This window comes from Nocardioides sp., from assembly GCF_050246775.1.
In the GTDB taxonomy this organism is placed as follows: Bacteria; Actinomycetota; Actinomycetes; order Propionibacteriales; family Nocardioidaceae; genus Nocardioides.
On sequence record NZ_JBFWVK010000001.1, the window covers coordinates 829,817 to 852,297 of the forward strand.

Genomic DNA, 22,481 nt, shown 5'->3' on the forward strand with positions numbered 1-22,481 from the left:
ACACTTCAATGACTGGATTCAAGAACTTCATCCTGCGCGGCAACCTCGTGGACCTGGCTGTCGCGGTCATCATCGGCACCTCGTTCGGTGCGGTCGTCACCACCTTCACCAACTGGCTGACCGCCCAGATGCCGGACAGCGCTTCGAAGGTCTTCAGCAACGTCGACAACAGCTTCGGCGCCTTCCTCAACGCCGTGATCGCCTTCCTGATCCTGGCCGCGGTCGTCTACTTCTTCGTCGTTACGCCCTACGTCAAGGCCAAGGAGCGGTTCTTCCCCGCTGAGGAGTCCGGCACACCTGCGGACATCGCGCTGCTCGAGGAGATCCGCGACCTGCTCGCCGCTCAGGGTGGCCAGTCCAAGACGCTCTGAGGCTCGCGCAGACTGAAGGGCCCCGCCGCACCGGCGGGGCCCTTCAGCATGTCGAGCCTGCCACCGACGCTCGAGCCTGTCGAGACGGTGGTCGAGCCTGTCGAACGGTGGTCGAGCTTGTCGAACGGTGGTCGAGCTTGTCGAGACTCACCCGTGGTGGGGTGGAACCTGCGCCCTGAGCCATTCCTCGCCGGCGTCGCCCGCTGGAGCGCTCGGGTCCCGGTCGTCGGAGGTCGATTCGGGCAGCACGTCACCGAAGACAGCGGCGAGTCGCCGACGGCGTACCCAATCGGGCTCGGCCGGCGTCTGGTCGGAGGCGGCGTCGTCCGCCTGGTCGCTCACGCGCAGAGCCCGTTGGCTTCGGCTTCGGCCGCCGCCTCGGCTGCGGCATCGGCGGATGTCTGGCTGCTCGGTGATGACGTCGGTGAGCTCGAGGGATCCGACGATGGGCTGGCCGACGATGACGCGCCTTTGCTGGGCTTCGCCGCTGCCGCGGAGACGGCGTCGGCCGAGAGGCGCTTGGACAGCGGCTCGTCGTTGCGGATCTTGGCCCAGAGCTTCTCGGAGGCCTTCGGCTTCCAGACGATCCGGTTGGGGTCGGGCTCGTACCACTCGAACGGCACGGTGATGAACTGGATCTGGTCGAGACCGATGCTCTGGAACTCCTGGCCGAGCTTGGCCAGCTTCACCACGTTGCCGACCTCGTTGTCGAGCGCCAGCGACTTGGTCGCGGCGTCGAGGAACTTGACCATCCGGTCGAGGCGGGTCAGGGTGCCGGCCGAGACCACCTGGGCGGCCATCGAGGCGATGAAGCTCTGCTGGCGCTTCATCCGACCGATGTCGGAGCCGTCCCCGAAGCCGTGGCGGACCCGCACGTAGTCGAGGGCCGCCTGTCCCTTGATCTTCTGGTTGCCCGCCTTGAGATGCATCTTGTACTGGTCGTCGTCGATGGCGTGGGGCACGCAGACGTTGACCCCGCCGATGGCGTCGACCATGTCCTTGAAGCCGTTGAAGTTCACCACGACCCAGTGGTCGATGCGCACCCCGGTGAGGGACTCAACAGTCTTGACCGTGCAGGCGACGCCGCCGTAGTAGAACGCGGTGTTGAACATCGCCGCCGACTCGGCCGGCACCTCGCCGTCATCGGTTTTGCACATGGGTCGATCGACGACCGCGTCGCGCGGCAGGCTGACGCCGTAGGCGAACTTCCGGTCCGAGGACAGGTGCATCAGGATCGTGGTGTCGGAGCGGGCTCCGCCGTTCTCGAGCTGCTTGGTGCCCTGATCGCCGGCCCGGGAGTCCGACCCCATGATCAGGACGTTGATCGGCTTGCCCGGAGCCACCCGGTCGGGTCGTACGCCGACCTTGTCGCTGATGTCGATGACCGTGAGGTTCTCGTTGAGGTGGCGGTAGAAGAAGACCGCACCGAGCCCGATGACCAGGGTGATCGTGACAGTGCTGGCGAGCAGGACGCGCAGAGCGCTGTGCCGCTTCAAGGTGCGTCCGCGGTGGCGGGCATCACTTTGCGCTAGCTCTTCTGACACGGTCAGGGACTCTCCATCAACGATCGGGTGGTGGTGCGAGGGCAGGGCGGGACGTCTCGGGTGGAGTGGTCCCACCCAAATTGTGAAGGGAAGCCGCTCATACACCAAAACATCGACGCCGCCGGGCAGCAACTCCGGTGCCGGAACGGCTGGTTCGTGCGTGCAAGGATGTACGCCGACTCGCCCCAGTAGCTCAGCGGATAGAGCAGCCGCCTCCTAAGCGAAAGGTCGCCAGTTCGACTCTGGCCTGGGGCACCGAGAAGCGCCTGGTCGGAGAATGTTTCGCCGTCCGGCCAGGCTGACCGGCTCCCTGAGCGCGCTACTCCCGCGCTACTTCCGTCGTCGCAGGCCGCTACGGGCCACGCCGGTTCACGAGCGGGCCACGGTGGTCGAGTCCGCCGGGACGGTCCTCCGGGAGCGGGTCGGCTCGGCGGCGCTCCGGGCCGAGTCCGGAGCCGGGAGAGGCCGTGTCAAGCGCTGCAACGCCGCTGTCACGTGTCCGGACCCCCGACGGGTGGCTTCGGTCGTCGCCCTCCCGCAGCGGCCTGCAAATCGGGACTCCGACCCGACCCGATCCGACCCCCTCTGTCCGTGCGCTCGGCTACCGTGGCCGATGCGATGACAGAGCCGACGACGACCTTCAAGAACACCCACTTGGTTAGTGCCCGTTCCGCGAGGAACGACGAGTTTTACACCCAGTGGGCTGACATCGAACGTGAGATGAACGCGTACTTGGAGTACGAGCCCGACGTGTTCCGCGACAAGGTAGTCCTGCTCCCATGTGATGACCCGGAGTGGTCGAACTTCACCAAGTTCTTCGCCCTCCAGTTCACGAACTTCGGGCTCAAGAAGCTGATCTCGACGTCGTACGCGCCTGACTCCAACCCCGCTGGGACGTTCTACCAGCCGTCGCTGTTCGAGACCGAGAGCCCCGCATACGACGCCTCCAAGGACCGCGTCCGGGGCAAGAAGTTCGTTCTAGACCGGGAGGACGTCAACGGCGACGGCGTCCTCAACATTGATGACCTTCAGTGGGAGTACCTCGACGGTGACGGCGACTTCCGCAGTTCAGAGGTCACGGCACTCAGGGACGAAGCCGATGTAGTCATCACGAACCCGCCGTTCAGCCTGTTCAAGGACATCGTCAGATGGATCATGGCGGCGGACAAGAGGTTCTCCGTGATCGGCAATAGCCAGGCCGTGACCTATGACTGGATCTTCCCTCTGATCAAGAGCAACCGGCTCTGGAAGGGTGCCACCGGCAACAACACCGACATGGTGTTCCGGGTCCCCTCGGGGTTCCCGGTGAAGGATGCGGACCGCGACAAGGCTGCTCGTATGGGCTACGAGTCAGATGACACCGCCACCTACACCCGGCTCGGCAACTCCTGCTGGTTCACGAACATCGACCACGGGCGACGCCATGAGCCGCTGCAGTTGATGACCGCCGCGGACAACACCAAGTACAGCAAGCACAAGGAAGTCCGGGGAGTCGGCTACCAGCACTACGACAACTACGCCGATGTCATCGAAGTCCCGTACGTGGATGCGATTCCGTCCGACCACGACGGGGTGATGGGCGTCCCCATCGGTTACTTGGACCGGCACAATCCCGATCAGTTCGAGATCGTCGGCACACTGGAGTCGAGCGATCCCGACAACCCTGGGCGCACCCGTTGGTACAGCGCGCAGGATCAGAAAGATGCGTACTTCCGCAGATTCGGCAAGACCGGCACGATCCCCCTCAACATGTCTGGCGTCATCGACGACGTGAAGGTCTATAAGCGCATCCTCATCCGTAGGAAGGGCAACAACGCATGATGAAGACGGACCTCAAGGAGTACACGGTCGAGGAAGTCCTTGAGGGCTTCGTCTACAACGAACTTGAGGGCAAGGGTCTGTTCGGGTTGGCCGGCAAGCTCGTGATTCAGCCGGAGTACCAGCGGCACTACATCTACAACGATGGCAAGAAGGACGTTGCCGTCATTGATTCGCTACTCAAGGGCTACCCCCTGGGTTTGATCTACTTCAACGTCGAGGGCAGCGCCCTAGAAGTACTCGACGGCCAGCAGCGCATCACCAGCATCGGTCGGTTCGTCAAGGGCAAGTTTGCGATCAAGGTCAACGGCAAGGAGCAAACGTTCTCCTCGCTGCCGAAGAATGACCAGCAGAAGATTCTTGGCAGCGATCTGCTTGTGTACGAATGCAAGGGGACAGAGACGGAGATCAAGGACTGGTTCCGTACGATCAACATCGCAGGCGTCCCGCTGAACAACCAGGAACTCCTGAACGCGATCTACTCCGGCCCGTTCATCACTAAGGCCAAGGCCGAGTACAGCAACTCCAACAACTCCAACATGCAGAAGTGGTCGTCGTACGTTAAGGGCGATCCCAAGCGACAGGAGATTCTGTCCGAGGCCCTCGACTGGGTGTCTTCCGCCCAGGGCATCGCCGTGGACGCGTACCTTGCCCGGCATCGCGGAGATGCCGACATCGACAGCCTCAAGGCCTACTTCACTTCTGTCATTGATTGGATCGGCAGCGTCTTCACTCGGCCACCGGACAAGGAGATGCGGGGCCTGGAGTGGGGGCGGCTTTACGAGGAGTACCACTCCACCGCTTACAACGCGGCCCAGGTGGACGCGGATGTCACCGCACTGCTCGGCGATCCGGCGGTGGCGTCCCGCAAGGGCATCTATGAGTACGTGCTAGGCGGCAAGACCGACCACAAGTTGCTCTCGATCCGAATGTTCGACGAGAAGACCAGGGCGACGAGGTACCAGCAGCAAACCGCGAAGGCCAAGGCTGACGGCGTGTCCAACTGCCCGCTGTGCGCGGTCGGTGGCAACGCCAACAAGGCAAAGATCTACAAGCAGGCCGAGATGGACGCGGACCATGTGGCTGCCTGGTCGAAGGGCGGAGCAACGGACCTCGCCAACTGCGAGATGTTGTGCGTGACGCACAACCGGGCCAAGGGCAACCGCTAGCGGTTCCAGCCCGGTTCCTGTTTTCTCAATCGGCCAACCCCGCCTGTCACGCGGCCATACAGTCACGCTTAGATAAGGGAGAAGCCCCACTCGTTCCGAGGTGTCTGAATCACTTCGGGCCGCGTGGGGCTTCCCTTGTTCTGCTAGACGCTGGGAGGCTTCCCCTCCGTCAGCGACGTGGTGTCACTTCTTGCGCTTGGTCGCCTCGTTGACGGTCGACTTCGGGTTACTCCGAACCGTCGACTGCTTCACGAACCGACCGGTGACCGCGCTGCGCCCGCGCTTCCCCACGCTGGACTTGGCGCCAGACTTGCCGGCCATCACTAGGCCGCCTTCGTCATGTCGTAGAACGGGGCGTTGGCCGCGTTCTTCTGGACCGAGTTGACCGCGCTGATGGCGTCGTCCCGGTTGTAGTAGGTCTCGCTGGTCGCGAGGACCTGCCCATTGGACGCCCGGATCAGCCAGTACCACGGCTGGACTCCGCTCGCCTCTCTCAGTTCGAACTGCATCGCAGCTCCTTACTTAGTAGTGAGCCGTGACGCCCGACCCATAGCGAAGCCCAGAAAGAAACTTTCCGACACACCGGCTTTTGGACTAGATGTGGATAACTACACCGGTGTAACTTCCAGGCTTACCACCAGTGTGACCTGCGCCATGGACGAGTGCAAGCAGGTGCGCACATTTGGTGACGCGCGCCTGGTGAATGCTCCCGGCTACCGCTGGCGGATCGACTGAATACGAGCCCCGGAGCCGTCGTCGAGCACCCAGAACGTCCATCCATTCCGATTCGGGTCAACGTCGGGCTTGTAGTGCTGCACCACCGCAACCGCGGCCTGACTGGGCGTGCCATACGTGGTGCCGGCGAGAGGTCCGGTCGTGATCTGAATCTGACTCGAGCTTGATTCGAACTCACCATGCGTTCGCGTCCCGGCGTAGTCGGCATAGATCGACACCTTGTCGGGCCTCACTCCCGGCGTGGGGCTGTCGCGAGCAGGCCCCTCAACGGCCTGAGCAACGAGCCGAGACACAACTCCGCCCACGCTCACGCCCGTTAGCCGCGCAGCCAACTCCAGGCTTCGGTAGGTGGCCGCATCCACCTCGATCGAAGGAGCCATAACCATTTCCTTTCCATGCGGTCGACCTGGCGGCCGATCCGCTGCCTACTCTGCCAGAGCATGGAGGAGGACACAACTCCTTTGAAGCACTTTGTTCTTTGGAGGAGAGCGAACTGCTTCAGCCCGTCCCGCTGCGCCTGGTGTTGATGGGGGTGACGTTGGCGGGCGGTCGCCCCATCGCCGCAGCCACCGCAGCGCGCCGTGCTCGACGTGCCTCGTCGTCGGTACGGCTGTGCCAGTAGCGGTCGAGGGTCATCGTCGGGTTCGCGTGGCCCAGGCGTTCCTGAACGTCCTTCGCCGTCATGCCTGCGTCCAGCAGCGTGCTCGCGTGAAAGTGGCGGAGGTCGTACACGCGCACGGTGTCCGGGAGCCCTGCGGCCTTGGTCGCCTTGCGCCAGTACCGCTTGTAGAAGCCGCTGTGCCGCATGGGCTTGGAGTAGTCGAGCCGCTCCAGTGAGGACTTCTCATTGAGCCTGCCGGTCATCGTCCCGACGAACAGCGGCAGCGCGTCACCAGGATGCTCCTGCTCCGGGTGATCCGTGAACCACTTGGCCGCACGGCGCTTGTGCTCGGTGATGTAGTCCCTGAGCGCCGCTCCGGCGTACGGGTCGAGGTCGATGGATCTGCGGCTCTTGGGCGTCTTGGTGTTCGCCTCCCGGACGAGTCGCCCCTGAACCTCCACCACCACCTCATGAACGGAGAGGCTGTCCGTCGTCGTATCGACTGCGCCCACCGTGAGACCACAGGCCTCCTCCGGTCGCATGCCCGTCGCGGCCAGGAGCAGGATGTACACGTCGTACGGCTCGGGCAGCGCAGCGACAAGCTTGTCCACGTCTGTGGTCGTGAGGCGGTCGCGCTTCCGCTCGTGCTCGGCCATGTCGGCTGGCTTCGGCAGACGACGGACGTTCACGCGACGAGCCGGGTTCAGCAGCAGCATGTCGTTGTCGACGGCGTAGTCCAGCACCATCCGGAGCGCATAGAACTGGTGTCGGACGGTCTGTGCTGCTCGAGACTGTGCGGTCTCCTTGACGAAGGTGCTGATGCCGGTCGGCGTGATGTCCCCGATGGGCATGTCCCGGAACGCCTTCATCAGCGCGTTGTCGCCACCGAACATCTTCTGGTGGTTGTAGCGGGTCTTCTCGCGGTCGAAGTGCTGACTGTTGAACCACTGGTCTGCGACCTGGCCGAACGTCGCTCGCGCTCGCTCGGGGTCAATCCATTGGCCCCTGCGCGCCGTGCTGGTGAACTCGTCGGCCCACTCCTCCGCAGCGGCCTTGTTGGAGAACCCGCCCTTGGTCCGTCGCTTCTGGGTCGTGGGATCGACGTACACGACCTCCCACACCTTCTTGCTCGGGTGGCGCTTCTCGGCCTTGCTCCGGTGGTTCTCCCGGACCCAGGCCCGTGGCTTCGTGCTCATGACTTGCTCCAGTCGTTCAGTAGGCGGTTCAGCGCGTTCGTCGCGCGGCGCAGGGTCGGGAACTCCTCGACTGCCTGAACCGGCTTGCTGAACCCGTCCACCACTCCCACCCGATAGATAGGTCTCGGGCTCAGGCGGACCGTCACCAGGGAGACCCAGCGATCCGTGCGCGGGTGGTCGGTCGAGCGGACCTGGACCCTGCGGTTGGCGGCTTCGGGTTGTGCGAGGTCCCGCCCGCCGTGAGGGTGGCCGTCGAGTGAGTCGCCCTGGACCCGGACGTACGGGAGCGGAGGACTGCCGCTGTGGTTGCTGCCCCTCATGCGGACACCTGCTCTCGCTGCGCGGCGTTGTAGATGCGAGCGACCGTGCTCGGGTACCAGCGCTGTCCGCCGTTCGGGGTCGGGACCCCTTGCTTGTCGAGGCGCTTGGCGATGACGTTGAAGGAGTCGCCGCACTTGCGTGCTCGGACGATCTTGTCGACGACGGCGTCCGGGGTCTTGCGCTGGAATCCGAACCGGACCGGCTGACCCTTCGCCTTGCGAGATGCCCGCGCCTCGGCCATGCCCTCACGCACGCGCTCGCCGTTGACCTCGGACTCCCACTCAGCGACGGAGGCGAGGATGCGAGCGATCAGCCGGCCATTGGCGGTCGTGGTGTCGAAGCCGAAGTCCATCGCGACGATCCCCCACTTCTGCCGACGCGACAGGAGGATGAACTCGCAGAGGTGCTGGGTGCTCCGGGCGAGCCGGTCCATCCGCACGACCACGATGGCGCTCGCCTTCCTCCGCTTGAGCAGCGCCAGAGCTTGTTGAAGAGCGGGTCGGTCGTCGCGCTTGCCGCTGTAGCCCTCGTCGGCGAGCACGTCGACCAACTCCCAGCCGCGCCGCTCGCACTCGTGGGCGATGGCCTGGCGTTGGGCGTCGAGTGAGTAGCCGTCGCGTGCCTGCTCGGTCGTACTGACCCGGATGTAGCCGACGACCTTCACAACGCACGCACCTTGGTGAAGGTGATCGCCGCACGCAGGTCGCGGGCATACGCGGCAGCGTCCGGCTCGCCCAGCCGAGCGGCGAGGTTGGCGAACACGAGCAGCGAGCGTCGGACCATCTTCGGGTCCAGGTCCGCAAGCATCGCCTCTCGCTCGCCGTCGCTCGCTTCACAGAACGCCAGCCCGATGCTCCGAGCGTCGGCCTTGCTGATCGGCGCGGGTGCGAACGCCACGTCCACGTCCTCATCCGGCACGAACGTCAGCGCCGGTCCAAGCGGGTAGTTCTCGTTCATTTCCGCCTCCTTCGTCCAGTAGTTGAACATTCAACTACTCGGTCGGGAGCCTACGCCAGGAGCCCGTAGCCTCCTACAGGCGTCACGGGGTCCTCGGGAAGCGCCGATCTGCGCCCCAGAGAGCGCTGCGGGCGTCCGGAGAGCCGTCCGAGCGCCTGCAACGCGTGACAGGCCGCTGCACGAGCCGTCATCGCCGCTCGGACTCCTCGACCCGCTCCCGGAGCCGGTCCTCATACGCCCGGTCGGGGTCCTCCTTCGGCGGGCGCGGGCCGAACTCCGACCGGCTCCGGGCGTACTCCTCGCGCTCCCTCTCCTCGGTCCGGAACGGGTCGAGCGAACCGCGCTGGCGGACCTCCCCGGTCACGACGTCATGGCCGTCGTTGTTGATCCGGGTCGTGGCTTCCTGCTGACGAGCACGGGCGCGGTGCTCAAGGAACGCCTCAAGGTCGTCCTCCCCCACCCCATCGAAGGGCTGACCGTCGTTGGGGGTGGGGAGTTCGGGATGGGCCAGGCCGCCAAGCTCCTTCGCCAAGTCAGCACCGCGCTGGATGATCAGACCCTCACCCTTGGAGAGCCGGTCGTATGCCGTCTCCTCACGCAGGCCGATATCGATGGACTGGCGCTCCGAGTAGCCGGTGCGGTTGAGGACCATGCTGATCGCCTTCAACTTGTCGGCATCTGCGACGTCCTCGCGGTTGATGATCTTGTGGAGTTCCTTCATGGCCGGCAGGACCATCTCGATCAGTCGACGGTTCGCAGCCGCACGGACCTGGGGAGCCGACCCACCGTGCTTATGACAGACGGTTCCGCCACGGATCGGAGGGAGGCCACACGGCTTGCCGTTTCGCTTGGTCGCGCTGCACGTCACGCTGACGGGAGCCCGCTTCTCCTTCTTAGGTCGCTTGCTTGATGGGGCCTTAGTGGCACCCCGGGCAGCAGGCTTCCTCTTGGTAGCCATCAGCGCGCCTTCCGCCGGTTCATCCTCGGCGTCCGCATCACGACACCCGGAGCGTCACTGGACCTCCGCGATGTCCACGGCAGCACCTTCGGTCGCTTGGTCACGGGCTGCTTCTTGCTGTTCTTGGGCATGGCTTCGCCTTCCTATGGAGGTAGAGGGGCCCTCCCTCGAATCGACCGCCTCTGGGCCCTTCTGGGTCAGAGGAGTAGGGGTCTAGAGGGGGCTAGAGGTTGGTGGTTATCGGTACGGCTTCTAGCCCAGAGGGGGCTAGAGGCGGGTCATTCCTCGTCCGCACCTCCTCCGAGCGTCCAGTTCCACGACTTCGTCTCGCGCGTCTTGGGGTCGCGCTCACGGACCGACCGGGCACCTGCCTGCTTCTTGGCGGCCTTGATCGTGTCCGCCGAGTAGCCCGCCGCAGAGAGCAGTCGCTTCATCTCCGTCGATGGACGCGGGTCCCTCTCGCCGAGGAGCGCGACAATCTCCTTCGCACACTCGTCACGCAGAGGCGCGTCACGTCGAGCGTCAGGGCCGCGCATGATCTGGTCGAGGGACATGTCTGTCGAGCCGAGCCACTTGATGCCCGCCGACTCCAGTTCCAGGTCCCCGTGCTCAACGTCCCGCTGCTCGATCTTGTAGGTGAGCGTTGGCGCGTACGCACCGAGGTTGGACTTGGCCTGCGCCAGACAGAACACGCCTTCCTCGCCCGGGTGGCGCTCGGCGATGAGGACCGACCGCGCCGCAGCACTGAATGCAATCGAGCCACCGCCCCTGTACTCCGCCTTCAGGGTCGTGTTCTTGTTCAAGTGCCGCACCAGGAGCACCGAGATGCCGAGACCAGCAGCCATCATCTGGAGCGGCATAAGTGCCTTCCGAGTGCTGGCGTCGTTGTGGGTGTCCGTCCGTCCGTCAAGGTAGGCCGTGATCGGGTCAATGATCAGCAGCTCAGCGTTGACCGCTCGCACTGCCTCCGCCAGACGGTCCAGGTCACGCGGGATCGTGAGCGGAACGATGTACCGTCCTCATCCCGTTCGACCAGGATCGACGCGACACGGTCCAGGTCGGCACCAGCGGCGATCAGCCGGGGCACGATCGTGTCGCCCCAGTCGTCCTCGCCGCACACCATCACCACTCCGCGCGGCTCCCGGCGACGCTTCCGATTTGGCTTGACCCGGATGCTGCTTGTAGGCCAGGGGTCGCCGGACGTCACACGCGCCGCCCAGTCAGCGGTCAGCATCGACTTGCCTCGGCTCGGGTCGCCTTCCAGGATCGACACCTTGCCCAGAGGCAGACGACCCGACCACAGCCAGCGAAGTTCAGAAACGGCGTAGTCGGACGCCAACTTCACGCCCTCGGGCAGTCGCTTCTTCTTGGGCGTGCGCTTCTTTGCCGTCATCGCGCACCGCGTCCGATCTTGGGAGTGGGGTTGTGGTCCAGCAGGTAGCGCACAGCGCGACCGCCGAGGAACCCGAGAGCAATCCAGACGGCAGTCATGACGCACGACCCATCCAGTCCGAGAACTCGCGGCGCGTCTTGCGCTCGGCCGTGTAGCCGTTGGCGGCAGCAGTCAGGCGGGCCTCGTCCGGCCTCCGGAACCTCGACAGCGGCAGACCAGCCTCGATAGCCGCAGCGGCGTCCTTGTGTGGGAGGGGTGGGGCGACGATCCGGATGCGTGACCGTGCAACGCCCGCCGACAGCAGCAGCCGCTTCCGGACGATGACGCAGTTCGCACCACAGCCCGACTGGTCGACGTCAACGACGAGCCGGATCAGGCTCCTGCCGTTGCCTCGCAGGAACCACTTCGCCTGGTCACGGGTCGCAGCACCAGCGCCCTGCCAGTGAGAGGTCGCAAACCCTCCCACCCCACGGATCGCGTCGGCATCCTTCTCGCCCTCGCACCACCAGACCGGCTCCCCAGCCTTGAGCGCCCACATGAGTTCGGGCAGGTGGTACATCGCCCTGTCTGCGAAGTGCTCCTGCTCGGGACGAATGCCCTTGGCCCAGAACGCGTGCTCGCCCGGCACCCACGACTGCATGAAGAACGCCTTGGGCTCCTTGCGAATCTTCCGGACGCACGGCTTCCCGGCGAGGTTCGTGTAGAGGTACTGCCTCACGTTGCGGCCGGCCATGTCACTCGTCGCCGATCAGCACGAGCGTGTCGCCGTCTCGCCTGTAGGTGTGGCCGCGGTACATGACGAGCGTCGTGCCGTCCGGCCAGCGGTACTGAATGCCGAACGGGCTGTCGCGGTGCAGCATCGCCGCCGCGAGCGCGAAGTCGCTGAACGTGCCCTTGGTACGTCGGCGCGGCTTCAACCCGATCAGCCAGAACCGCCCGTTGCCGAGCATGTCGAGGTAGTTCCTGACCATCTCGATGTCCTGCTCGTCGTGACCGAACATCGCCTCTTGGAGTTCGACTAGCGCGAGGTCGATTGCGCTCTGGTCGTAGTCCTGGACGAACGGGTCAGAGTTGATCCGCACGACCGTGGCCGTTGCCTGCTTGAACGATGCGCCAGCCGGTCGACTAGGTACGATTCGTGTACTCACTGAACTCTCCTTCCGAGAGTCGCAAGGGCCAGGCCGCTTCCAGTTCCGGCCTGGCTCTTGCTGTGTGCGGGTCAGTCGTCAATCGGCAGGACGACGAGGTTGCGACCGTTCCTGAAAAGTTGGGGTGCTCTCTTCATGAGGCGCTCTTGGTAGTCGGCGGGCGTGCAGTCGACCTCCGACCACGTCTGCTCCTCACGGTTCGCGGCGTCGCTGGTGACCTTGCGCAACTTGTCGAGGTCGCGACGAGCAGCACCGATTGCCTTGGCTGCCTCGGTGGGGGTGATCTCGCCGTTGCGAAGTTCCTCGACGATCCCGTCAACGGTCTGCGAACCCGTCTCGCAGATGCGCAGCACTGAGTCGAGGTCACGGGTCACGTCATTGGCCGTCGTGCCGTAATGGTCGTCCATCATCCGCGACCACTTGGTGTCGTCGGTCGCCACAATCCGCTGGAGTTCGCGCTTGCGACGGTCGGAGAACACGCCGTTGTCCACCAACTCGTGAGCATCGCGGTTCTTGAACTGCCCCAAGCCGGCCATCAGGACCGACCCCCACCACGAAGGGCCGGAGCCCGGCCAGCCTCGCTTGCTCGATCAACGGTCTCAGCGGCCTTGGCGTCACGCTCGCGCAGCATCGCCTCACGGACCTCGTCGAGTGCGCTGTCCAACTTCTGGTTCAGCGAACCAATCGCTGTCTTGGCCTCATCGGTGCGCAACTTCGCGCGATTGATGCCAGTCGGTGTCTTGGGCATGGTGTCTTCCTCTCTGGTCTGTCGTGCCTGTCGTAGGACTTGGTCGTGCTGATCACGGAGCGCCTGGGCCCGCTCGCTGACCGTCTGCTTCCAGTTCATTTCGCACCCCGCATGAGTCGCTGGATGCCTAGCGCCAGCGCTCTACGGATGGCCTCGGCCCTACTGATCCCGAGCAACGCAGCGATCGTCTTGAGGTCGTCCTTCTGCTCTTTGGTCATGACGATTCGCTGGAATGCATCACCGACCGGTGGCCGTCCCAACTGCTTGCTCGCCATCTCTCCTCCTTGACTTTCCGGACCCATCCGTCGGGTCTGGTTCGTCTTCAAGCCTTAGCCAGCGAGTTGTGCGGCAACGTGCAGCGCACAGGCGGCTGTCCTCTGACAGGAATGGCTCAGTCGGTGGCCTTGACGGTCCACTCACGGATGCGCCGCTCAATCTCGGCGCGAGTGATGTAGACAGGGCCGGTCGGACCCGCGGGCTTCACGCGGTCGATGCGGCCTTCGGTGATCCACCGCCGAACCTGGCGGGGAGAGACGCCCCAGAGACGCGCCGCCGTGGGCACGTCGTACATGAGCGGTTCGTTGGTGGGGGCGGGCTGGGTCTTGCTGGGCATCGCTAGCACCTTCCCGTCGCGGGACCGATGCCTAGAGACGACGAAAGCCGAGCAAGACACCGGAGCCCACGACGTTCTTGTCGTGGTCGGTGCTGCTCGGCCTCATGGGAACTCGACCCGCGAGAGCGGAGCCGGAACCATCACAAAGCCGCTGTTCGTCCTCCGGTCACATCCATCAGGTCGCCCATCATCGGGCCGGAGGAATCAGCGGGTTCAGGCGCAACTTTACCCGGCGCTGAGCCACTACGGCTGGCGTCAACGCGCGACGGTTCGCCACGGTTCAAGATGGTTAGCGCGCGCTACGGGCGCGCTACGGCGCTCGGATCAGGACCCGCCGAGCGCGTTACGCCTGGTCGGGGTGGGAATCAGGCTGATCCCGCTCAACAGAAGGGCATTCTTGCTGGAATGGGCTTGAACCGGCGTGGACCCCGGTAGACCGCTGCGACCCCCTCGCGTCGCCTCCTAAGCGAAAGGTCGCAGGTTCGACTCCTGCCTGGGGCACCCATGTGTGTGTTCCTTCGGTTGATGGGGGACATTCGGTCTCCGGTTGATGGACGACGGTGTGTCGGTTGATGGGTGACACCTGTTTCGGTTGATGGCGGACACTCCCGTGATGAGGGAGTTGAGTGTGGCTGAGCAGCGGTATCAGGCCGTGCTGGCGGTGATCAGCGGCGGTGAGACGGTCACGGATGTAGCGGCCCGGTTCGGGGTGCGTCGTCAGACCGTGCATGACTGGCTGGCCAAGTACGAGGCCGGTGTTCTGGAGAATCTGGGTGATCGGTCGCATCGGCCGCGGTCGTGTCCGCACCAGATGGGTTCGGATGTCGAGGTCGCGATCGCGCGGATGCGGCATGCGCATCCTTCGTGGGGTCCTCGGCGGATCGTGTATGAGCTGGGAGTTCAAGGCTGTGCGCCGATGCCGTCGGAGTCGGCGGTGTACCGGGCACTGGTCCGGTTGAACCTGATCGACCCGACTCGGCGGCGGCGTCGGGATCGGAAGTGGAAGCGGTGGGAACGGGGGCTGCCGATGGAGTTGTGGCAGATGGATGTGGTGGGTGGCTTCCGGCTCGCGGACGGGCGGCGCGCGAAGGCGTTGACCGGTGTCGATGACCATTCCCGGTTCTGTGTCAGCGCTTACTTGATGCTGCGGGAGTCCTCACGCGGCGTGTGTGAGGCCTTGGCGTTGGCGCTGGCGACCTATGGGATCCCGGCACAGATCCTGACTGACAACGGCAAGGTGTTCACCGGCCGGTTCAACCAGCCGCCGGTTGAGGTGTTGTTCGACCGGGTCTGTCGCGAGAACGGGATCGAGCACCTCCTCACCCAGCCGCGTTCGCCGACGACGACGGGGAAGGTGGAGCGGTTTCATCGGGCGATCCGCACTGAGTTCCGCACCGATCGTGAGTTCCGTGATCTGGCGCAGGCGCAGGCTGAGCTGGATGAGTGGGTCGTGGACTACAACACCCGGCGGCCACATCAGGCGCTGGAGATGGCGACCCCGGTGCAACGCTTCGAGCAGCCGGTCGCGGCATCGGTCACCGCGCTGCGTGGCGTCGTGGCGACCTCTCGTCCGAACGCTGATCGGGACCAGGGCATCTGGGTGGTACGCCGGGCGAGTCCCTTGGGTGTGGTGTGTGTGAACCGGCAACAGGTCTGCCTGGGCATCGCGGCGGCCGGCCACACGATCGATGTGTGGGTCAGCGAGCAGACCATGCAGTTCTACGACAAGGACCACCTACTCAAGACGTCCGAGAGGACCATGCCCGGGGAGGTGAAACAGAAGAACGTCCAGGTGCCCGGCGGGCGCCGTAAGGTCAAGACGAGTGTCCGGCATCAACCGAAGTGAATCTGTCACCCATCAACCGAAGGCCCTCATGGGGCACCCATGTGCGTGTTCCTTTGTGTTCCTTCGGTTGACGAGGGATCAACCCAGGTGCGCGGGTTCGCCGAAGTCAGGACCATCGTGGCCTGGTCGGTGACCTTCGGCCCGGGCCGGAAGGGCAGTTCGGGAGTGGACTGGATCCATGGACCGCGCAAGTGCCTTGGACTCCGCGTTCCTCCAGATCGAGGACGCACACTCATCGCTGCACATCGCGAGCGTGGCGATCTTCGAGGGTCCCCCACCCAGCCAGGAGGCGATCCTGGAGGCGATCGGGCGTCGGCTGGCTCTGGCACCTCGGCTCCGGCAACGTCTCCTCGCCGTACCGTTCGGGCTCGGCCGCCCGGTCTGGGCCGACGACCCCGACTTCGATCTGCGACGTCACGTCCGCCGTGTCGGGGTGCCTGCGCCGGGCGGTGACGAGCAGTTGCACGACGTTGTCGACACGATCCTCAGCGAGCATCTCGACCACGAGCTCCCGCTCTGGGAGGACGTCGTGATCGACGGTCTCCCCGATGACCGCTGGGCCCTGGTCACCAAGGTCCACCACACGATGGCCGACGGGATCGCAGGCACCGACCTGTTGTCCACGATCCTCGAGACCACGCCTCGGCCACGACGCATGCCGCAGCCTGTCCCCTGGTCCCCACCGCCGCGGCCGGGCCGGACCAGGTTGCTCGCCGGCGCAGTGCGTGACCAGGCGCTGCTGCGGGCCCGAGAGCTGCGTTCAGCATCGGCATCCATCGGCGGTGCGCTGCATCCCCGCACTCTCGCCGACACCGCCGTCCAGACCGGCCGCGGGTTGCTGGGTTATGCCGAGGCAGGCGTCCCGCTCTCTCCGTCGTCCTTGGTCGGCCCTCTGGGCAGCGACCGGTCCTTCCGCTGGACCGAGGCCGACCTCGGCGAGGTCCTGCGCGCCCACAGCCGCCTCGGGGGCACCGTGAACGACCTGGTCCTGGCCGTCGTGACCCACGCCTTCCGCGCTCTGCTCCTTGCCCGCGGAGAAGAGCCGGCACCGAACGCGGTCCGTTGCCTGGTGCCGGTCTCGGTGCGCAGCGAAGGGGCTCGCGGTGTCCTCGACAACCAGGTCTCCGCCCTGCTGGCCACCCTTCCGGTCGAGTTGGAGGACGCCCGGGACCGGCTCAACGAGGTCGCCATCCGGATGCGCGCCCTGAAGTCCTCTCACGAGGCCGACGCCGGCGAACGGCTGATCAGGTTCGCCGACGCATTGCCTCCGGCTGCCGTGACCGGTTTCCTGCACCTGGCCTTCAGGACGCCGCACCGGAACCTGACCACGGTCACCACGAATGTGCCGGGACCCACCAGGCAGCTCTTCCTGGCTGGCCGGCCGATGCTCACGGCCTACCCGTTCGTGCCGATCGCGGATCGGCTGCGCCTCGGTGTCGCCGTGACGACGTACCAGGGCAGGCTGCTGTTCGGGGTCACCTGTGACCGGCAGTCCACACCGGATGTCGCGGTCTTCGTCGCCGCCCTGGACGCTGCCCTCGCGGAACTGCTGAGCCTGGCCCGGGTCTCGCAACCCAAGGGCGTGACTCCATGAGTCGGACGCGGATGTCGGCTGCGGACGCCGCGTGGTTGCGCATGGACCGCCCCACCAACCTCATGGTCGTGACGTCGGTCATGTGGTTCGACGAGCCGCTCGACTGGCACGCGGTCCGCGACCTGGTCGCCACCCGGGTGATCGCCCGCTTCCCGCGGTTCTCCCAACGGACCGTCGAGGCGCACGGACTCTTCTGGGAGGACGTCGACGACTTCGACCTCGAGAGCCACCTGCATGCCGTCCGCCTCCCCGAACCCGGGGACCAGGAGTCCCTCGAGGGTTTCACCAGCTCCCTGGTCGGGGTCCCTCTCCCCCGCAACCGGCCGCTGTGGGACCTCTACCTCGTCGACAACTACCAGGGCGGGTGCGCCATGGTGTTCCGGATGCATCACGCGATCGCCGACGGGACCGCCCTCGCCCGGCTCCTGCTGTCCCTGACCGAGGACGCCGAGGAGGACCCCGTTGAGGTGGAGGCACCGGGCACGCGGTCGAGGTCGTCGCTGACCGCGGGGCTCCGCGCCGGCCTCGACCTCGCCCTCCACCCGGGCCGACTGGCGGCGTACGCCGACCCCGGTCACCTCGTCGACCTCGCGCGCACCGCCGCGATGGATGCCGCCGCGCTGACGAAGCTTGCCCTGCTACCCGCCGACCCGCCGACCGCGCTGCGGGGTACGGTCGGGGTCACCAAGCAGGTCGTCTGGTCGAGACCGCTTGCGCTCAGCGAGTTGCGCACGGCCGGCCACCACGCGCAGTCCACCGTCAACGACATCCTGCTCGCGGCCGTGGCCGGCGCTCTGCGCACCCACCTCGTGCGAAGCCGTAGCCCCGTCCACGACATCCGGGCCATCGTGCCGCTCAGCCTGCGTTCACCCGATCTGGCACTACCGGTCGAGCTGGGCAACATGTTCGGCCTGGTCTACCTGCCACTCCCCCTGACCACCGCCCGCAGGGAGGACCGGCTCCGGGAGATGACCCGTCGTACGACGGCGGTCAAGAACTCCGCACAGGGCGAGATGTCCTACGCCATGCTCGAAATGGTCGGAATGTCGCCCGGCGCGGTCGAGGAGGTCGCGATCGACGTCTTCGCCTCCAAGGGCACCGGAGTGATGACCAACGTGCCCGGCCCACGTCGCCCGGTCACCCTCGCCGGCCAGCCGATGGCGGGGACCATCGGCTGGGGCCCGACCTCCGGCGACCTCGCTCTCGGCGTGGCGCTGTTCAGCTACGCCGGGACGGTGACGATCGGGCTCTGCGTCGACACCGGGATCGTGCCCGATGCCCGCACGATGTTGGACGACATCCTCTTCGAGCTCGTGGAACTGCTGAGTCGACACCCGGCAGAGTGACGAGGCGAGATCGCCCCGGCTGTCAGCAGTTGTCAGACGCACCGCCGACCGGCGCGGTGTCCAGGATCCGGGCGCGAGGACTGCCTGCCAGCGCCGGCGAACGGGATGGCACCGACCAGACCTGACTCTCCAGGAAGAGTCGGAAGGCCCGTGCCTGGTCGACCGTGGCGAACTCGAGGTCGACGAACACGTAGTGCGGGTCGTCGACCGGCTGCAGCACGCGCTCCGCGATGACTCCACCGTCGCGGCGGCGTTCCGCGAAGCGGCTGAAGGCGCCGTGCCAGGTGGGGAAGTCGGTGATGGGGTGCTCGATCAGCAGCGTCGGCATGTTTCCTCCTGGTCGATCCGTGGCTGATGACCCGACGCTAGGGGTGCCGAGGGCTGGCGAGAATCCCAGTGTTCTGGGGGGCCGTGTCGGCGTACGCTCACCGGGGTGACGGGTCCGGACCACGCCGCACGCCTCAGCCGGGCGGTTGAGCGGTTGGATGATGCCGGGACTGACGACCGAGCGCTTCGGATCGAGGTGCTCAGGGTCATCGAGCGCTTCGTGCCCTTCGACTCCTACGCCTTCTTGCGCACCGATCCCATCACCAGCGTCGGCTGTTCCCCGGTCGCCGACGTCCCCGATCTCGCTCGACTGCCGGACCTGATCCGGCTGAAGTACCTCACGCCGGTGAACCGGTGGACCGACCTTGCCACCCGGGGCTGCGCGACGCTGCTCGGGTCCACGAACGGTCGACCTGAGCGAAGCCGTCTGTGGCGTGAGCATCTGGCTGGGCTCGGTGTCGACGACGTCGCGTCGCTGGTGTTCGCCGACCGATTCGGTTGGTGGGGTTTCCTTGATCTCTGGCGCTGCGGACGCGGGTTCACAGTCCACGAGGTGGAAGCGCTCGCCGGCGCTCGCGACGCCATCACCGCCCTCCTGCGCCGAGCGCAGGCGGCTTCCTTCTCCGTGGCGGCCACAGTGTCCGGCCCGTCCGGCCCGGGTGCACTCGTCCTGTCACCCGGGCTCGAGGTCCGTGCTCAGACTCCCCAGACCCGAGCCTGGCTCGCTGCGCTCCTTCCGGCACAGGCCGGACGTGGCCCCGTGCCGGCCAGCGCTTACAACGTGGCCGCACAGCTGCTGGCCCGGGAAGCCGGAGTCGACGACCACCCGGCCCGCGCGACCCTCCACCTCGGTGGAGGCACGTGGTTGACCCTGCGTGCCGATCGGCTCGCGCACGCCGACCCGGCCAACGATGCCCGCGACCTCGTGGTGACGATGGAGGTCAGCTCCCCGGCCGAACGCCGGGAAGTCTTCTCACGAGCCCACGGGCTGACCGGTCGTGAGGACGAGCTGCTTCGACATCTCTCGGGAGGGATCGACACCCGCTCGGTGGCCGCGTTGATGTCCATCACCGAGCTCACGGTGCAGGACCATCTCAAGTCGATCTTCACCAAGACCGGCGTCTCGAGTCGTCGCGAGCTGCTCGCCAGGTCCTTGGGGACTTGAATTCGCTGGATGCGGACTCAACCTCGCGGATCCGCGGCCGGCGGCTCGATCGAGGCCTCAGCCGGATCGGTGACCGCTCCGAAACGTACGGCGCTGTAGTGCTCCTGGGCGAGCCAGCGCAGGTTGGCGAGCAGTTCACCGAACACCACCTGACCCACCACCATCTCCTCGAGCAGCTCGACCCGGTCGCCGGTGCCGTCCAGCTGCCAGATCTCGTAGCGGGCGATCTCGTCGGCCGCTCGCACATAGGGCAGTACACCGGCGGGGTCCGCCTCGTGGGTCTGGTAGCGCAGGATCGCCTCGAGCACCGAGGCCAAGTGGTCGCGACCGATCGAATCGGGTCGGACGTTGGTCCAGCCGGCTTGGGCGATGATGCCGTCGGCGAGTGCGCGGACGTGGCTTCGCTGCTCCGTCACCGGTGCCGGTTCGGGCGCCAGGGCGGTCGCAGCGGCGGCCAGCATCTCGTGCACGGTGGCGTGCGGCGACTGCGCGGTGTTGACCAGTTGGCCCAGCCGATCCACGGGAACGTCGCCGACCTCGCGCAGGACCCGGATCAGTCCCAGCCGCAGGCGGTGGGAATCGTCGTACTCGGTCAGGCGCGGGGTGAGCTTCTGCCCGGGATGGAGCACCCCCTCACGCAGATAGAACTTGATCGTGGCGACCGGCACTCCTGAGACGGACGCCAGTTCGGAGATCCGCATGAGGCTCCTTCTTCGGTCTTGACACGGTGGGACGATAGTGCAACTCTCTTACTAGAGATTAGCACTATCCTGGAGCGTTCCCATGACCGACACACCGCGAGTCCCCCGCGCCTACCGTGGTGCCGCCGACGCCGCACCCGGCGGCGTGCGCGGCGGGCAGTACGTCGCCGACGTCACCAGCGAGGACGCCGTCGTGTTCCTGATCGGCATGCGGATCAATCGGTGGCGCCGCGTGCGCAGCTGGTGGCCCGTCTTCACCGGCATGCCCCGGATGCTGGCCGAGCTGCGCAGCCGCGATGCCGGCCTGCTGGATGCCCGGAGCTTCTGGAGCGGGCGCACCTTCCTGGTCGTGCAGCACTGGCGCAGCGCGGAGGAACTGGGCACCTACGCCCGCGACCCGAGCTTCATCCACGCGCGGGCCTGGGGCGAGTTCAACCGCACCTCGGCCGACACCGGAGACGTCGGGATCTTCCACGAGACCTACGTGGTCCCCCACGACCGGATCGAGTCGGTCTACGCGAACATGACGCCGTTCGGGCTGGCCGCCGCCCACGGCGGCCGGCTGCGCGGCGCCCGGCGTACCGCCACCATCGCGCACCAGCGACTGGCGACCACCGAGCCGGACTACGTCGAGGACTGACAGGTATCTGACCGCGCTCCTCGTGCCTCCTCACCACATCGATCAAGCAGTAGCGAGGCGAGAAGGAGCGCGACATGGACCTGACCAGCTGCCCCGAATGCGGCGCCGTGGCCGAGGTGCAGTGGCGCCACGTCCTCGAGAGCACCGACGGGCCCGTCGAGCACGCCCAGATCCGCTGCACCAGCCAGCACTGGTTCTTCCTCCCCGTGTCCTATTTGTCCCGGGCAGGAATCCCCGGTCGACCGGGTAGACCCTCGGTTGTCAGCCGTTGCCAAGGCTGACAACCGCGAGAATCCCCGGCCGACCGGGGATTCCTGCACCACCTCCCGCACACGACAACGAGACAGATTTGCACGGACGACCCGAACCGCTGATACTCTCTTAGGCAAGCCTTACCTAAAGGAGCGGTCGGTGTTAGCGAACTACCTGATCGGACTGCGTGAGGGGCTGGAGGCCAGCCTCATCGTCGTGATCCTGATCGCCTACCTCGTGAAGACGGACCGACGTCACCTCATCCCGCGTCTCTGGGTCGGCGTCGGGGCAGCGATCCTGGTCTCCCTCGGCTTCGGTGCCCTGCTCACCTTCGGCCCCCGCAACCTCACCTTCGAGGCCCAGGAGGCGCTCGGCGGGACGCTCTCGATCGTCGCCGTCGGGTTCGTCACCTGGATGGTCTTCTGGATGGCCAGTCACGCGCGCGGGCTGTCGGGTGAGCTGCGCGGCAAGATCGACACCGCCGCCGACGCCGGCCGCTTCAGCCTGGTGCTCGTCGCCTTCCTCGCCGTGGGTCGCGAGGGCCTCGAGACGGCACTGTTCCTGTGGGCCGCCACCCAGGCCGCCGCCAGCTCGGACGGCTCCACGCTGCAACCGCTCCTCGGCGCGCTGCTCGGCCTGCTCACCGCGGTGGCCATGGGTTTCGCGTTCTACAAGGGCGTGCTGAAGATCAACCTCTCGAAGTTCTTCGCCTGGACCGGAGCGATCCTGATCGTCGTGGCCGGCGGCGTCCTCGCCTACGGCGTCCACGACCTGCAGGAGGCCGGCATCCTCCCCGGCCTCAACAACCTCGCCTTCGACGTCAGCGCCCAGATCCCGCCCGACTCGTTCGTGGGCACGCTCCTCAAGGGCACCCTCAACTTCTCACCGGCGACGACGTGGCTCGAGGCCATCGCATGGGTGGCGTACGTCGTCCCGACCATGACCCTGTTCCTGCGCAAGATCAGAGGCAACACCGCACCCCGACCTGCCGCTGCGTCGCCGGTCTCCGCCTCCCACTGACTCGTTCACAGAACCGAA

At 66.1% G+C, this 22,481-nt stretch carries 30 protein-coding genes and 2 tRNA genes; 12 read left to right on the top strand and 20 right to left on the bottom strand.

Annotated elements, in window-relative coordinates; genetic code table 11:
• Positions 1-8: 8 nt before the first annotated feature.
• Positions 9-371, top strand: coding sequence for an MscL family protein (locus tag AB7I40_RS03950; RefSeq protein ID WP_428343743.1), 363 nt, complete (start codon positions 9-11; stop codon positions 369-371).
• Between the two features lie 147 nt (positions 372-518).
• Here AB7I40_RS03950 and AB7I40_RS03955 read toward each other — a convergent pair whose 3' ends face one another.
• Positions 519-713: a hypothetical protein gene (locus AB7I40_RS03955; RefSeq protein WP_428343744.1), complete on the bottom strand. Its 195-nt coding sequence runs from the start codon at positions 711-713 to the stop codon at positions 519-521.
• A complete protein-coding gene (locus AB7I40_RS03960) occupies positions 710-1,867 on the bottom strand; it encodes an LCP family protein (RefSeq protein ID WP_428343745.1) in 1,158 nt (385 codons plus the stop codon). The genes AB7I40_RS03955 and AB7I40_RS03960 overlap by 4 nt, the downstream gene beginning before the upstream one ends.
• Positions 1,868-2,097: 230 nt before the next feature.
• Here AB7I40_RS03960 and AB7I40_RS03965 point away from each other — a divergent pair.
• From AB7I40_RS03965 to AB7I40_RS03975, 3 genes are all read left to right on the top strand, one after another.
• Positions 2,098-2,170, top strand: a tRNA-Arg gene (locus AB7I40_RS03965).
• A 363-nt stretch (positions 2,171-2,533) separates the two neighbouring features.
• Complete coding sequence (locus AB7I40_RS03970) at positions 2,534-3,736, top strand: adenine-specific methyltransferase EcoRI family protein (RefSeq protein WP_428343746.1); 1,203 nt, start codon at positions 2,534-2,536, stop codon at positions 3,734-3,736.
• Positions 3,736-4,902 carry an HNH endonuclease family protein gene (locus AB7I40_RS03975; RefSeq protein WP_428343747.1) on the top strand — a complete coding sequence of 389 codons (1,167 nt, stop codon included), beginning with the start codon at positions 3,736-3,738 and terminating at the stop codon, positions 4,900-4,902. Before AB7I40_RS03970 ends, AB7I40_RS03975 begins: the two co-directional genes overlap by 1 nt.
• Before the next feature lie 183 nt (positions 4,903-5,085).
• Here the strand turns inward: AB7I40_RS03975 and AB7I40_RS03980 are convergent, their stop codons facing one another.
• The 16 genes from AB7I40_RS03980 to AB7I40_RS04055 form a co-directional block, all read right to left on the bottom strand.
• Positions 5,086-5,223: a hypothetical protein gene (locus AB7I40_RS03980; RefSeq protein WP_428343748.1), complete on the bottom strand. Its 138-nt coding sequence runs from the start codon at positions 5,221-5,223 to the stop codon at positions 5,086-5,088.
• Between the two features lie 2 nt (positions 5,224-5,225).
• On the bottom strand, positions 5,226-5,411 hold the full coding sequence (locus tag AB7I40_RS03985; protein WP_428343749.1) for a YegP family protein: 186 nt from the start codon (positions 5,409-5,411) through the stop codon (positions 5,226-5,228).
• Between the two features lie 204 nt (positions 5,412-5,615).
• Entirely contained in the window at positions 5,616-6,017 is a 402-nt protein-coding gene (locus tag AB7I40_RS03990; protein WP_428343750.1) for a hypothetical protein, read from the bottom strand.
• Between the two features lie 118 nt (positions 6,018-6,135).
• Positions 6,136-7,434: a tyrosine-type recombinase/integrase gene (locus AB7I40_RS03995; protein ID WP_428343751.1), complete on the bottom strand. Its 1,299-nt coding sequence runs from the start codon at positions 7,432-7,434 to the stop codon at positions 6,136-6,138.
• Positions 7,431-7,754 carry a hypothetical protein gene (locus AB7I40_RS04000; protein WP_428343752.1) on the bottom strand — a complete coding sequence of 108 codons (324 nt, stop codon included), beginning with the start codon at positions 7,752-7,754 and terminating at the stop codon, positions 7,431-7,433. The genes AB7I40_RS03995 and AB7I40_RS04000 overlap by 4 nt, the downstream gene beginning before the upstream one ends.
• The gene (locus tag AB7I40_RS04005) at positions 7,751-8,419 is read right to left on the bottom strand and encodes a recombinase family protein (RefSeq protein ID WP_428343753.1); all 669 of its coding nucleotides are present in this window, start codon (positions 8,417-8,419) and stop codon (positions 7,751-7,753) included. Before AB7I40_RS04005 ends, AB7I40_RS04000 begins: the two co-directional genes overlap by 4 nt.
• On the bottom strand, positions 8,416-8,712 hold the full coding sequence (locus AB7I40_RS04010) for a hypothetical protein (protein ID WP_428343754.1): 297 nt from the start codon (positions 8,710-8,712) through the stop codon (positions 8,416-8,418). The genes AB7I40_RS04005 and AB7I40_RS04010 overlap by 4 nt, the downstream gene beginning before the upstream one ends.
• 187 nt (positions 8,713-8,899) lie before the next feature.
• The gene (locus AB7I40_RS04015; protein ID WP_428343755.1) at positions 8,900-9,448 is read right to left on the bottom strand and encodes a hypothetical protein; all 549 of its coding nucleotides are present in this window, start codon (positions 9,446-9,448) and stop codon (positions 8,900-8,902) included.
• Between the two features lie 500 nt (positions 9,449-9,948).
• Entirely contained in the window at positions 9,949-10,632 is a 684-nt protein-coding gene (locus AB7I40_RS04020; protein ID WP_428343756.1) for a hypothetical protein, read from the bottom strand.
• On the bottom strand, positions 10,605-11,063 hold the full coding sequence (locus AB7I40_RS04025) for an AAA family ATPase (protein ID WP_428343757.1): 459 nt from the start codon (positions 11,061-11,063) through the stop codon (positions 10,605-10,607). The genes AB7I40_RS04020 and AB7I40_RS04025 overlap by 28 nt, the downstream gene beginning before the upstream one ends.
• Before the next feature lie 94 nt (positions 11,064-11,157).
• Positions 11,158-11,796 (bottom strand): hypothetical protein, encoded by a 639-nt coding sequence (locus AB7I40_RS04030; protein ID WP_428343758.1) that lies wholly within the window; start codon positions 11,794-11,796, stop codon positions 11,158-11,160.
• A gap of 1 nt (position 11,797) precedes the next feature.
• The gene (locus tag AB7I40_RS04035; RefSeq protein WP_428343759.1) at positions 11,798-12,211 is read right to left on the bottom strand and encodes a hypothetical protein; all 414 of its coding nucleotides are present in this window, start codon (positions 12,209-12,211) and stop codon (positions 11,798-11,800) included.
• A gap of 71 nt (positions 12,212-12,282) precedes the next feature.
• Positions 12,283-12,747, bottom strand: coding sequence for a hypothetical protein (locus tag AB7I40_RS04040; protein WP_428343760.1), 465 nt, complete (start codon positions 12,745-12,747; stop codon positions 12,283-12,285).
• A complete protein-coding gene (locus tag AB7I40_RS04045; RefSeq protein ID WP_428343761.1) occupies positions 12,747-12,959 on the bottom strand; it encodes a hypothetical protein in 213 nt (70 codons plus the stop codon). The genes AB7I40_RS04040 and AB7I40_RS04045 overlap by 1 nt, the downstream gene beginning before the upstream one ends.
• Before the next feature lie 95 nt (positions 12,960-13,054).
• Complete coding sequence (locus tag AB7I40_RS04050; protein WP_428347922.1) at positions 13,055-13,234, bottom strand: hypothetical protein; 180 nt, start codon at positions 13,232-13,234, stop codon at positions 13,055-13,057.
• Positions 13,235-13,350: 116 nt separating this feature from the next.
• Entirely contained in the window at positions 13,351-13,572 is a 222-nt protein-coding gene (locus AB7I40_RS04055; protein ID WP_428343763.1) for a helix-turn-helix domain-containing protein, read from the bottom strand.
• Between the two features lie 426 nt (positions 13,573-13,998).
• Here AB7I40_RS04055 and AB7I40_RS04060 point away from each other — a divergent pair.
• The 4 genes from AB7I40_RS04060 to AB7I40_RS04075 all read left to right on the top strand — a co-directional run bounded on the left by AB7I40_RS04060 (position 13,999) and on the right by AB7I40_RS04075 (position 18,358).
• Positions 13,999-14,073: transfer RNA gene (locus AB7I40_RS04060), tRNA-Arg, on the top strand.
• Positions 14,074-14,185: 112 nt separating this feature from the next.
• Positions 14,186-15,418, top strand: a complete 1,233-nt coding sequence (locus AB7I40_RS04065) for an IS481 family transposase (RefSeq protein ID WP_428343764.1) — start codon at positions 14,186-14,188, stop codon at positions 15,416-15,418.
• 178 nt (positions 15,419-15,596) lie between these two features.
• Positions 15,597-17,012: a wax ester/triacylglycerol synthase family O-acyltransferase gene (locus tag AB7I40_RS04070; RefSeq protein ID WP_428343765.1), complete on the top strand. Its 1,416-nt coding sequence runs from the start codon at positions 15,597-15,599 to the stop codon at positions 17,010-17,012.
• On the top strand, positions 17,009-18,358 hold the full coding sequence (locus AB7I40_RS04075; RefSeq protein ID WP_428343766.1) for a wax ester/triacylglycerol synthase family O-acyltransferase: 1,350 nt from the start codon (positions 17,009-17,011) through the stop codon (positions 18,356-18,358). The genes AB7I40_RS04070 and AB7I40_RS04075 overlap by 4 nt, the downstream gene beginning before the upstream one ends.
• 22 nt (positions 18,359-18,380) lie before the next feature.
• On the opposite strand, the gene AB7I40_RS04080 is transcribed toward AB7I40_RS04075, so the two are convergent.
• Complete coding sequence (locus AB7I40_RS04080) at positions 18,381-18,686, bottom strand: hypothetical protein (RefSeq protein ID WP_428343767.1); 306 nt, start codon at positions 18,684-18,686, stop codon at positions 18,381-18,383.
• 105 nt (positions 18,687-18,791) lie between these two features.
• Between AB7I40_RS04080 and AB7I40_RS04085 the strand changes: the two genes are divergently transcribed.
• Positions 18,792-19,850, top strand: a complete 1,059-nt coding sequence (locus AB7I40_RS04085) for a helix-turn-helix transcriptional regulator (protein WP_428343768.1) — start codon at positions 18,792-18,794, stop codon at positions 19,848-19,850.
• A 17-nt stretch (positions 19,851-19,867) separates the two neighbouring features.
• Here the strand turns inward: AB7I40_RS04085 and AB7I40_RS04090 are convergent, their stop codons facing one another.
• Entirely contained in the window at positions 19,868-20,551 is a 684-nt protein-coding gene (locus AB7I40_RS04090) for a MerR family transcriptional regulator (protein WP_428343769.1), read from the bottom strand.
• An 82-nt stretch (positions 20,552-20,633) separates the two neighbouring features.
• Here AB7I40_RS04090 and AB7I40_RS04095 point away from each other — a divergent pair, with 82 nt between their 5' ends.
• The 3 genes from AB7I40_RS04095 to efeU all read left to right on the top strand — a co-directional run bounded on the left by AB7I40_RS04095 (position 20,634) and on the right by efeU (position 22,463).
• Entirely contained in the window at positions 20,634-21,191 is a 558-nt protein-coding gene (locus AB7I40_RS04095; protein WP_428343770.1) for a DUF4188 domain-containing protein, read from the top strand.
• A 74-nt stretch (positions 21,192-21,265) separates the two neighbouring features.
• Entirely contained in the window at positions 21,266-21,472 is a 207-nt protein-coding gene (locus AB7I40_RS04100) for a hypothetical protein (protein WP_428347923.1), read from the top strand.
• Between the two features lie 130 nt (positions 21,473-21,602).
• Positions 21,603-22,463 carry an iron uptake transporter permease EfeU gene (efeU, locus tag AB7I40_RS04105; RefSeq protein WP_428343771.1) on the top strand — a complete coding sequence of 287 codons (861 nt, stop codon included), beginning with the start codon at positions 21,603-21,605 and terminating at the stop codon, positions 22,461-22,463.
• Positions 22,464-22,481 lie beyond the last annotated feature (18 nt).

Excerpts from the sequence above, each read along its gene's own strand:
- AB7I40_RS03950 (WP_428343743.1), top strand. The coding sequence starts at position 9 with ATGACTGGATTCAAGAACTTCATCCTGCGCGGCAACCTCGTGGACCTG.
- AB7I40_RS03970 (WP_428343746.1), top strand. The coding sequence starts at position 2,534 with ATGACAGAGCCGACGACGACCTTCAAGAACACCCACTTGGTTAGTGCC.
- AB7I40_RS03975 (WP_428343747.1), top strand. The coding sequence starts at position 3,736 with ATGAAGACGGACCTCAAGGAGTACACGGTCGAGGAAGTCCTTGAGGGC.
- AB7I40_RS03980 (WP_428343748.1), bottom strand. The coding sequence starts at position 5,223 with ATGGCCGGCAAGTCTGGCGCCAAGTCCAGCGTGGGGAAGCGCGGGCGC.
- AB7I40_RS03985 (WP_428343749.1), bottom strand. The coding sequence starts at position 5,411 with ATGCAGTTCGAACTGAGAGAGGCGAGCGGAGTCCAGCCGTGGTACTGG.
- AB7I40_RS03990 (WP_428343750.1), bottom strand. The coding sequence starts at position 6,017 with ATGGCTCCTTCGATCGAGGTGGATGCGGCCACCTACCGAAGCCTGGAG.
- AB7I40_RS03995 (WP_428343751.1), bottom strand. The coding sequence starts at position 7,434 with ATGAGCACGAAGCCACGGGCCTGGGTCCGGGAGAACCACCGGAGCAAG.
- AB7I40_RS04000 (WP_428343752.1), bottom strand. The coding sequence starts at position 7,754 with ATGAGGGGCAGCAACCACAGCGGCAGTCCTCCGCTCCCGTACGTCCGG.
- AB7I40_RS04010 (WP_428343754.1), bottom strand. The coding sequence starts at position 8,712 with ATGAACGAGAACTACCCGCTTGGACCGGCGCTGACGTTCGTGCCGGAT.
- AB7I40_RS04015 (WP_428343755.1), bottom strand. The coding sequence starts at position 9,448 with ATGGTCCTGCCGGCCATGAAGGAACTCCACAAGATCATCAACCGCGAG.
- AB7I40_RS04025 (WP_428343757.1), bottom strand. The coding sequence starts at position 11,063 with ATGACGGCAAAGAAGCGCACGCCCAAGAAGAAGCGACTGCCCGAGGGC.
- AB7I40_RS04030 (WP_428343758.1), bottom strand. The coding sequence starts at position 11,796 with ATGGCCGGCCGCAACGTGAGGCAGTACCTCTACACGAACCTCGCCGGG.
- AB7I40_RS04040 (WP_428343760.1), bottom strand. The coding sequence starts at position 12,747 with ATGGCCGGCTTGGGGCAGTTCAAGAACCGCGATGCTCACGAGTTGGTG.
- AB7I40_RS04045 (WP_428343761.1), bottom strand. The coding sequence starts at position 12,959 with ATGCCCAAGACACCGACTGGCATCAATCGCGCGAAGTTGCGCACCGAT.
- AB7I40_RS04050 (WP_428347922.1), bottom strand. The coding sequence starts at position 13,234 with ATGGCGAGCAAGCAGTTGGGACGGCCACCGGTCGGTGATGCATTCCAG.
- AB7I40_RS04055 (WP_428343763.1), bottom strand. The coding sequence starts at position 13,572 with ATGCCCAGCAAGACCCAGCCCGCCCCCACCAACGAACCGCTCATGTAC.
- AB7I40_RS04065 (WP_428343764.1), top strand. The coding sequence starts at position 14,186 with ATGAGGGAGTTGAGTGTGGCTGAGCAGCGGTATCAGGCCGTGCTGGCG.
- AB7I40_RS04070 (WP_428343765.1), top strand. The coding sequence starts at position 15,597 with ATGGACCGCGCAAGTGCCTTGGACTCCGCGTTCCTCCAGATCGAGGAC.
- AB7I40_RS04075 (WP_428343766.1), top strand. The coding sequence starts at position 17,009 with ATGAGTCGGACGCGGATGTCGGCTGCGGACGCCGCGTGGTTGCGCATG.
- AB7I40_RS04080 (WP_428343767.1), bottom strand. The coding sequence starts at position 18,686 with ATGCCGACGCTGCTGATCGAGCACCCCATCACCGACTTCCCCACCTGG.
- AB7I40_RS04090 (WP_428343769.1), bottom strand. The coding sequence starts at position 20,551 with ATGCGGATCTCCGAACTGGCGTCCGTCTCAGGAGTGCCGGTCGCCACG.
- AB7I40_RS04095 (WP_428343770.1), top strand. The coding sequence starts at position 20,634 with ATGACCGACACACCGCGAGTCCCCCGCGCCTACCGTGGTGCCGCCGAC.
- AB7I40_RS04100 (WP_428347923.1), top strand. The coding sequence starts at position 21,266 with ATGGACCTGACCAGCTGCCCCGAATGCGGCGCCGTGGCCGAGGTGCAG.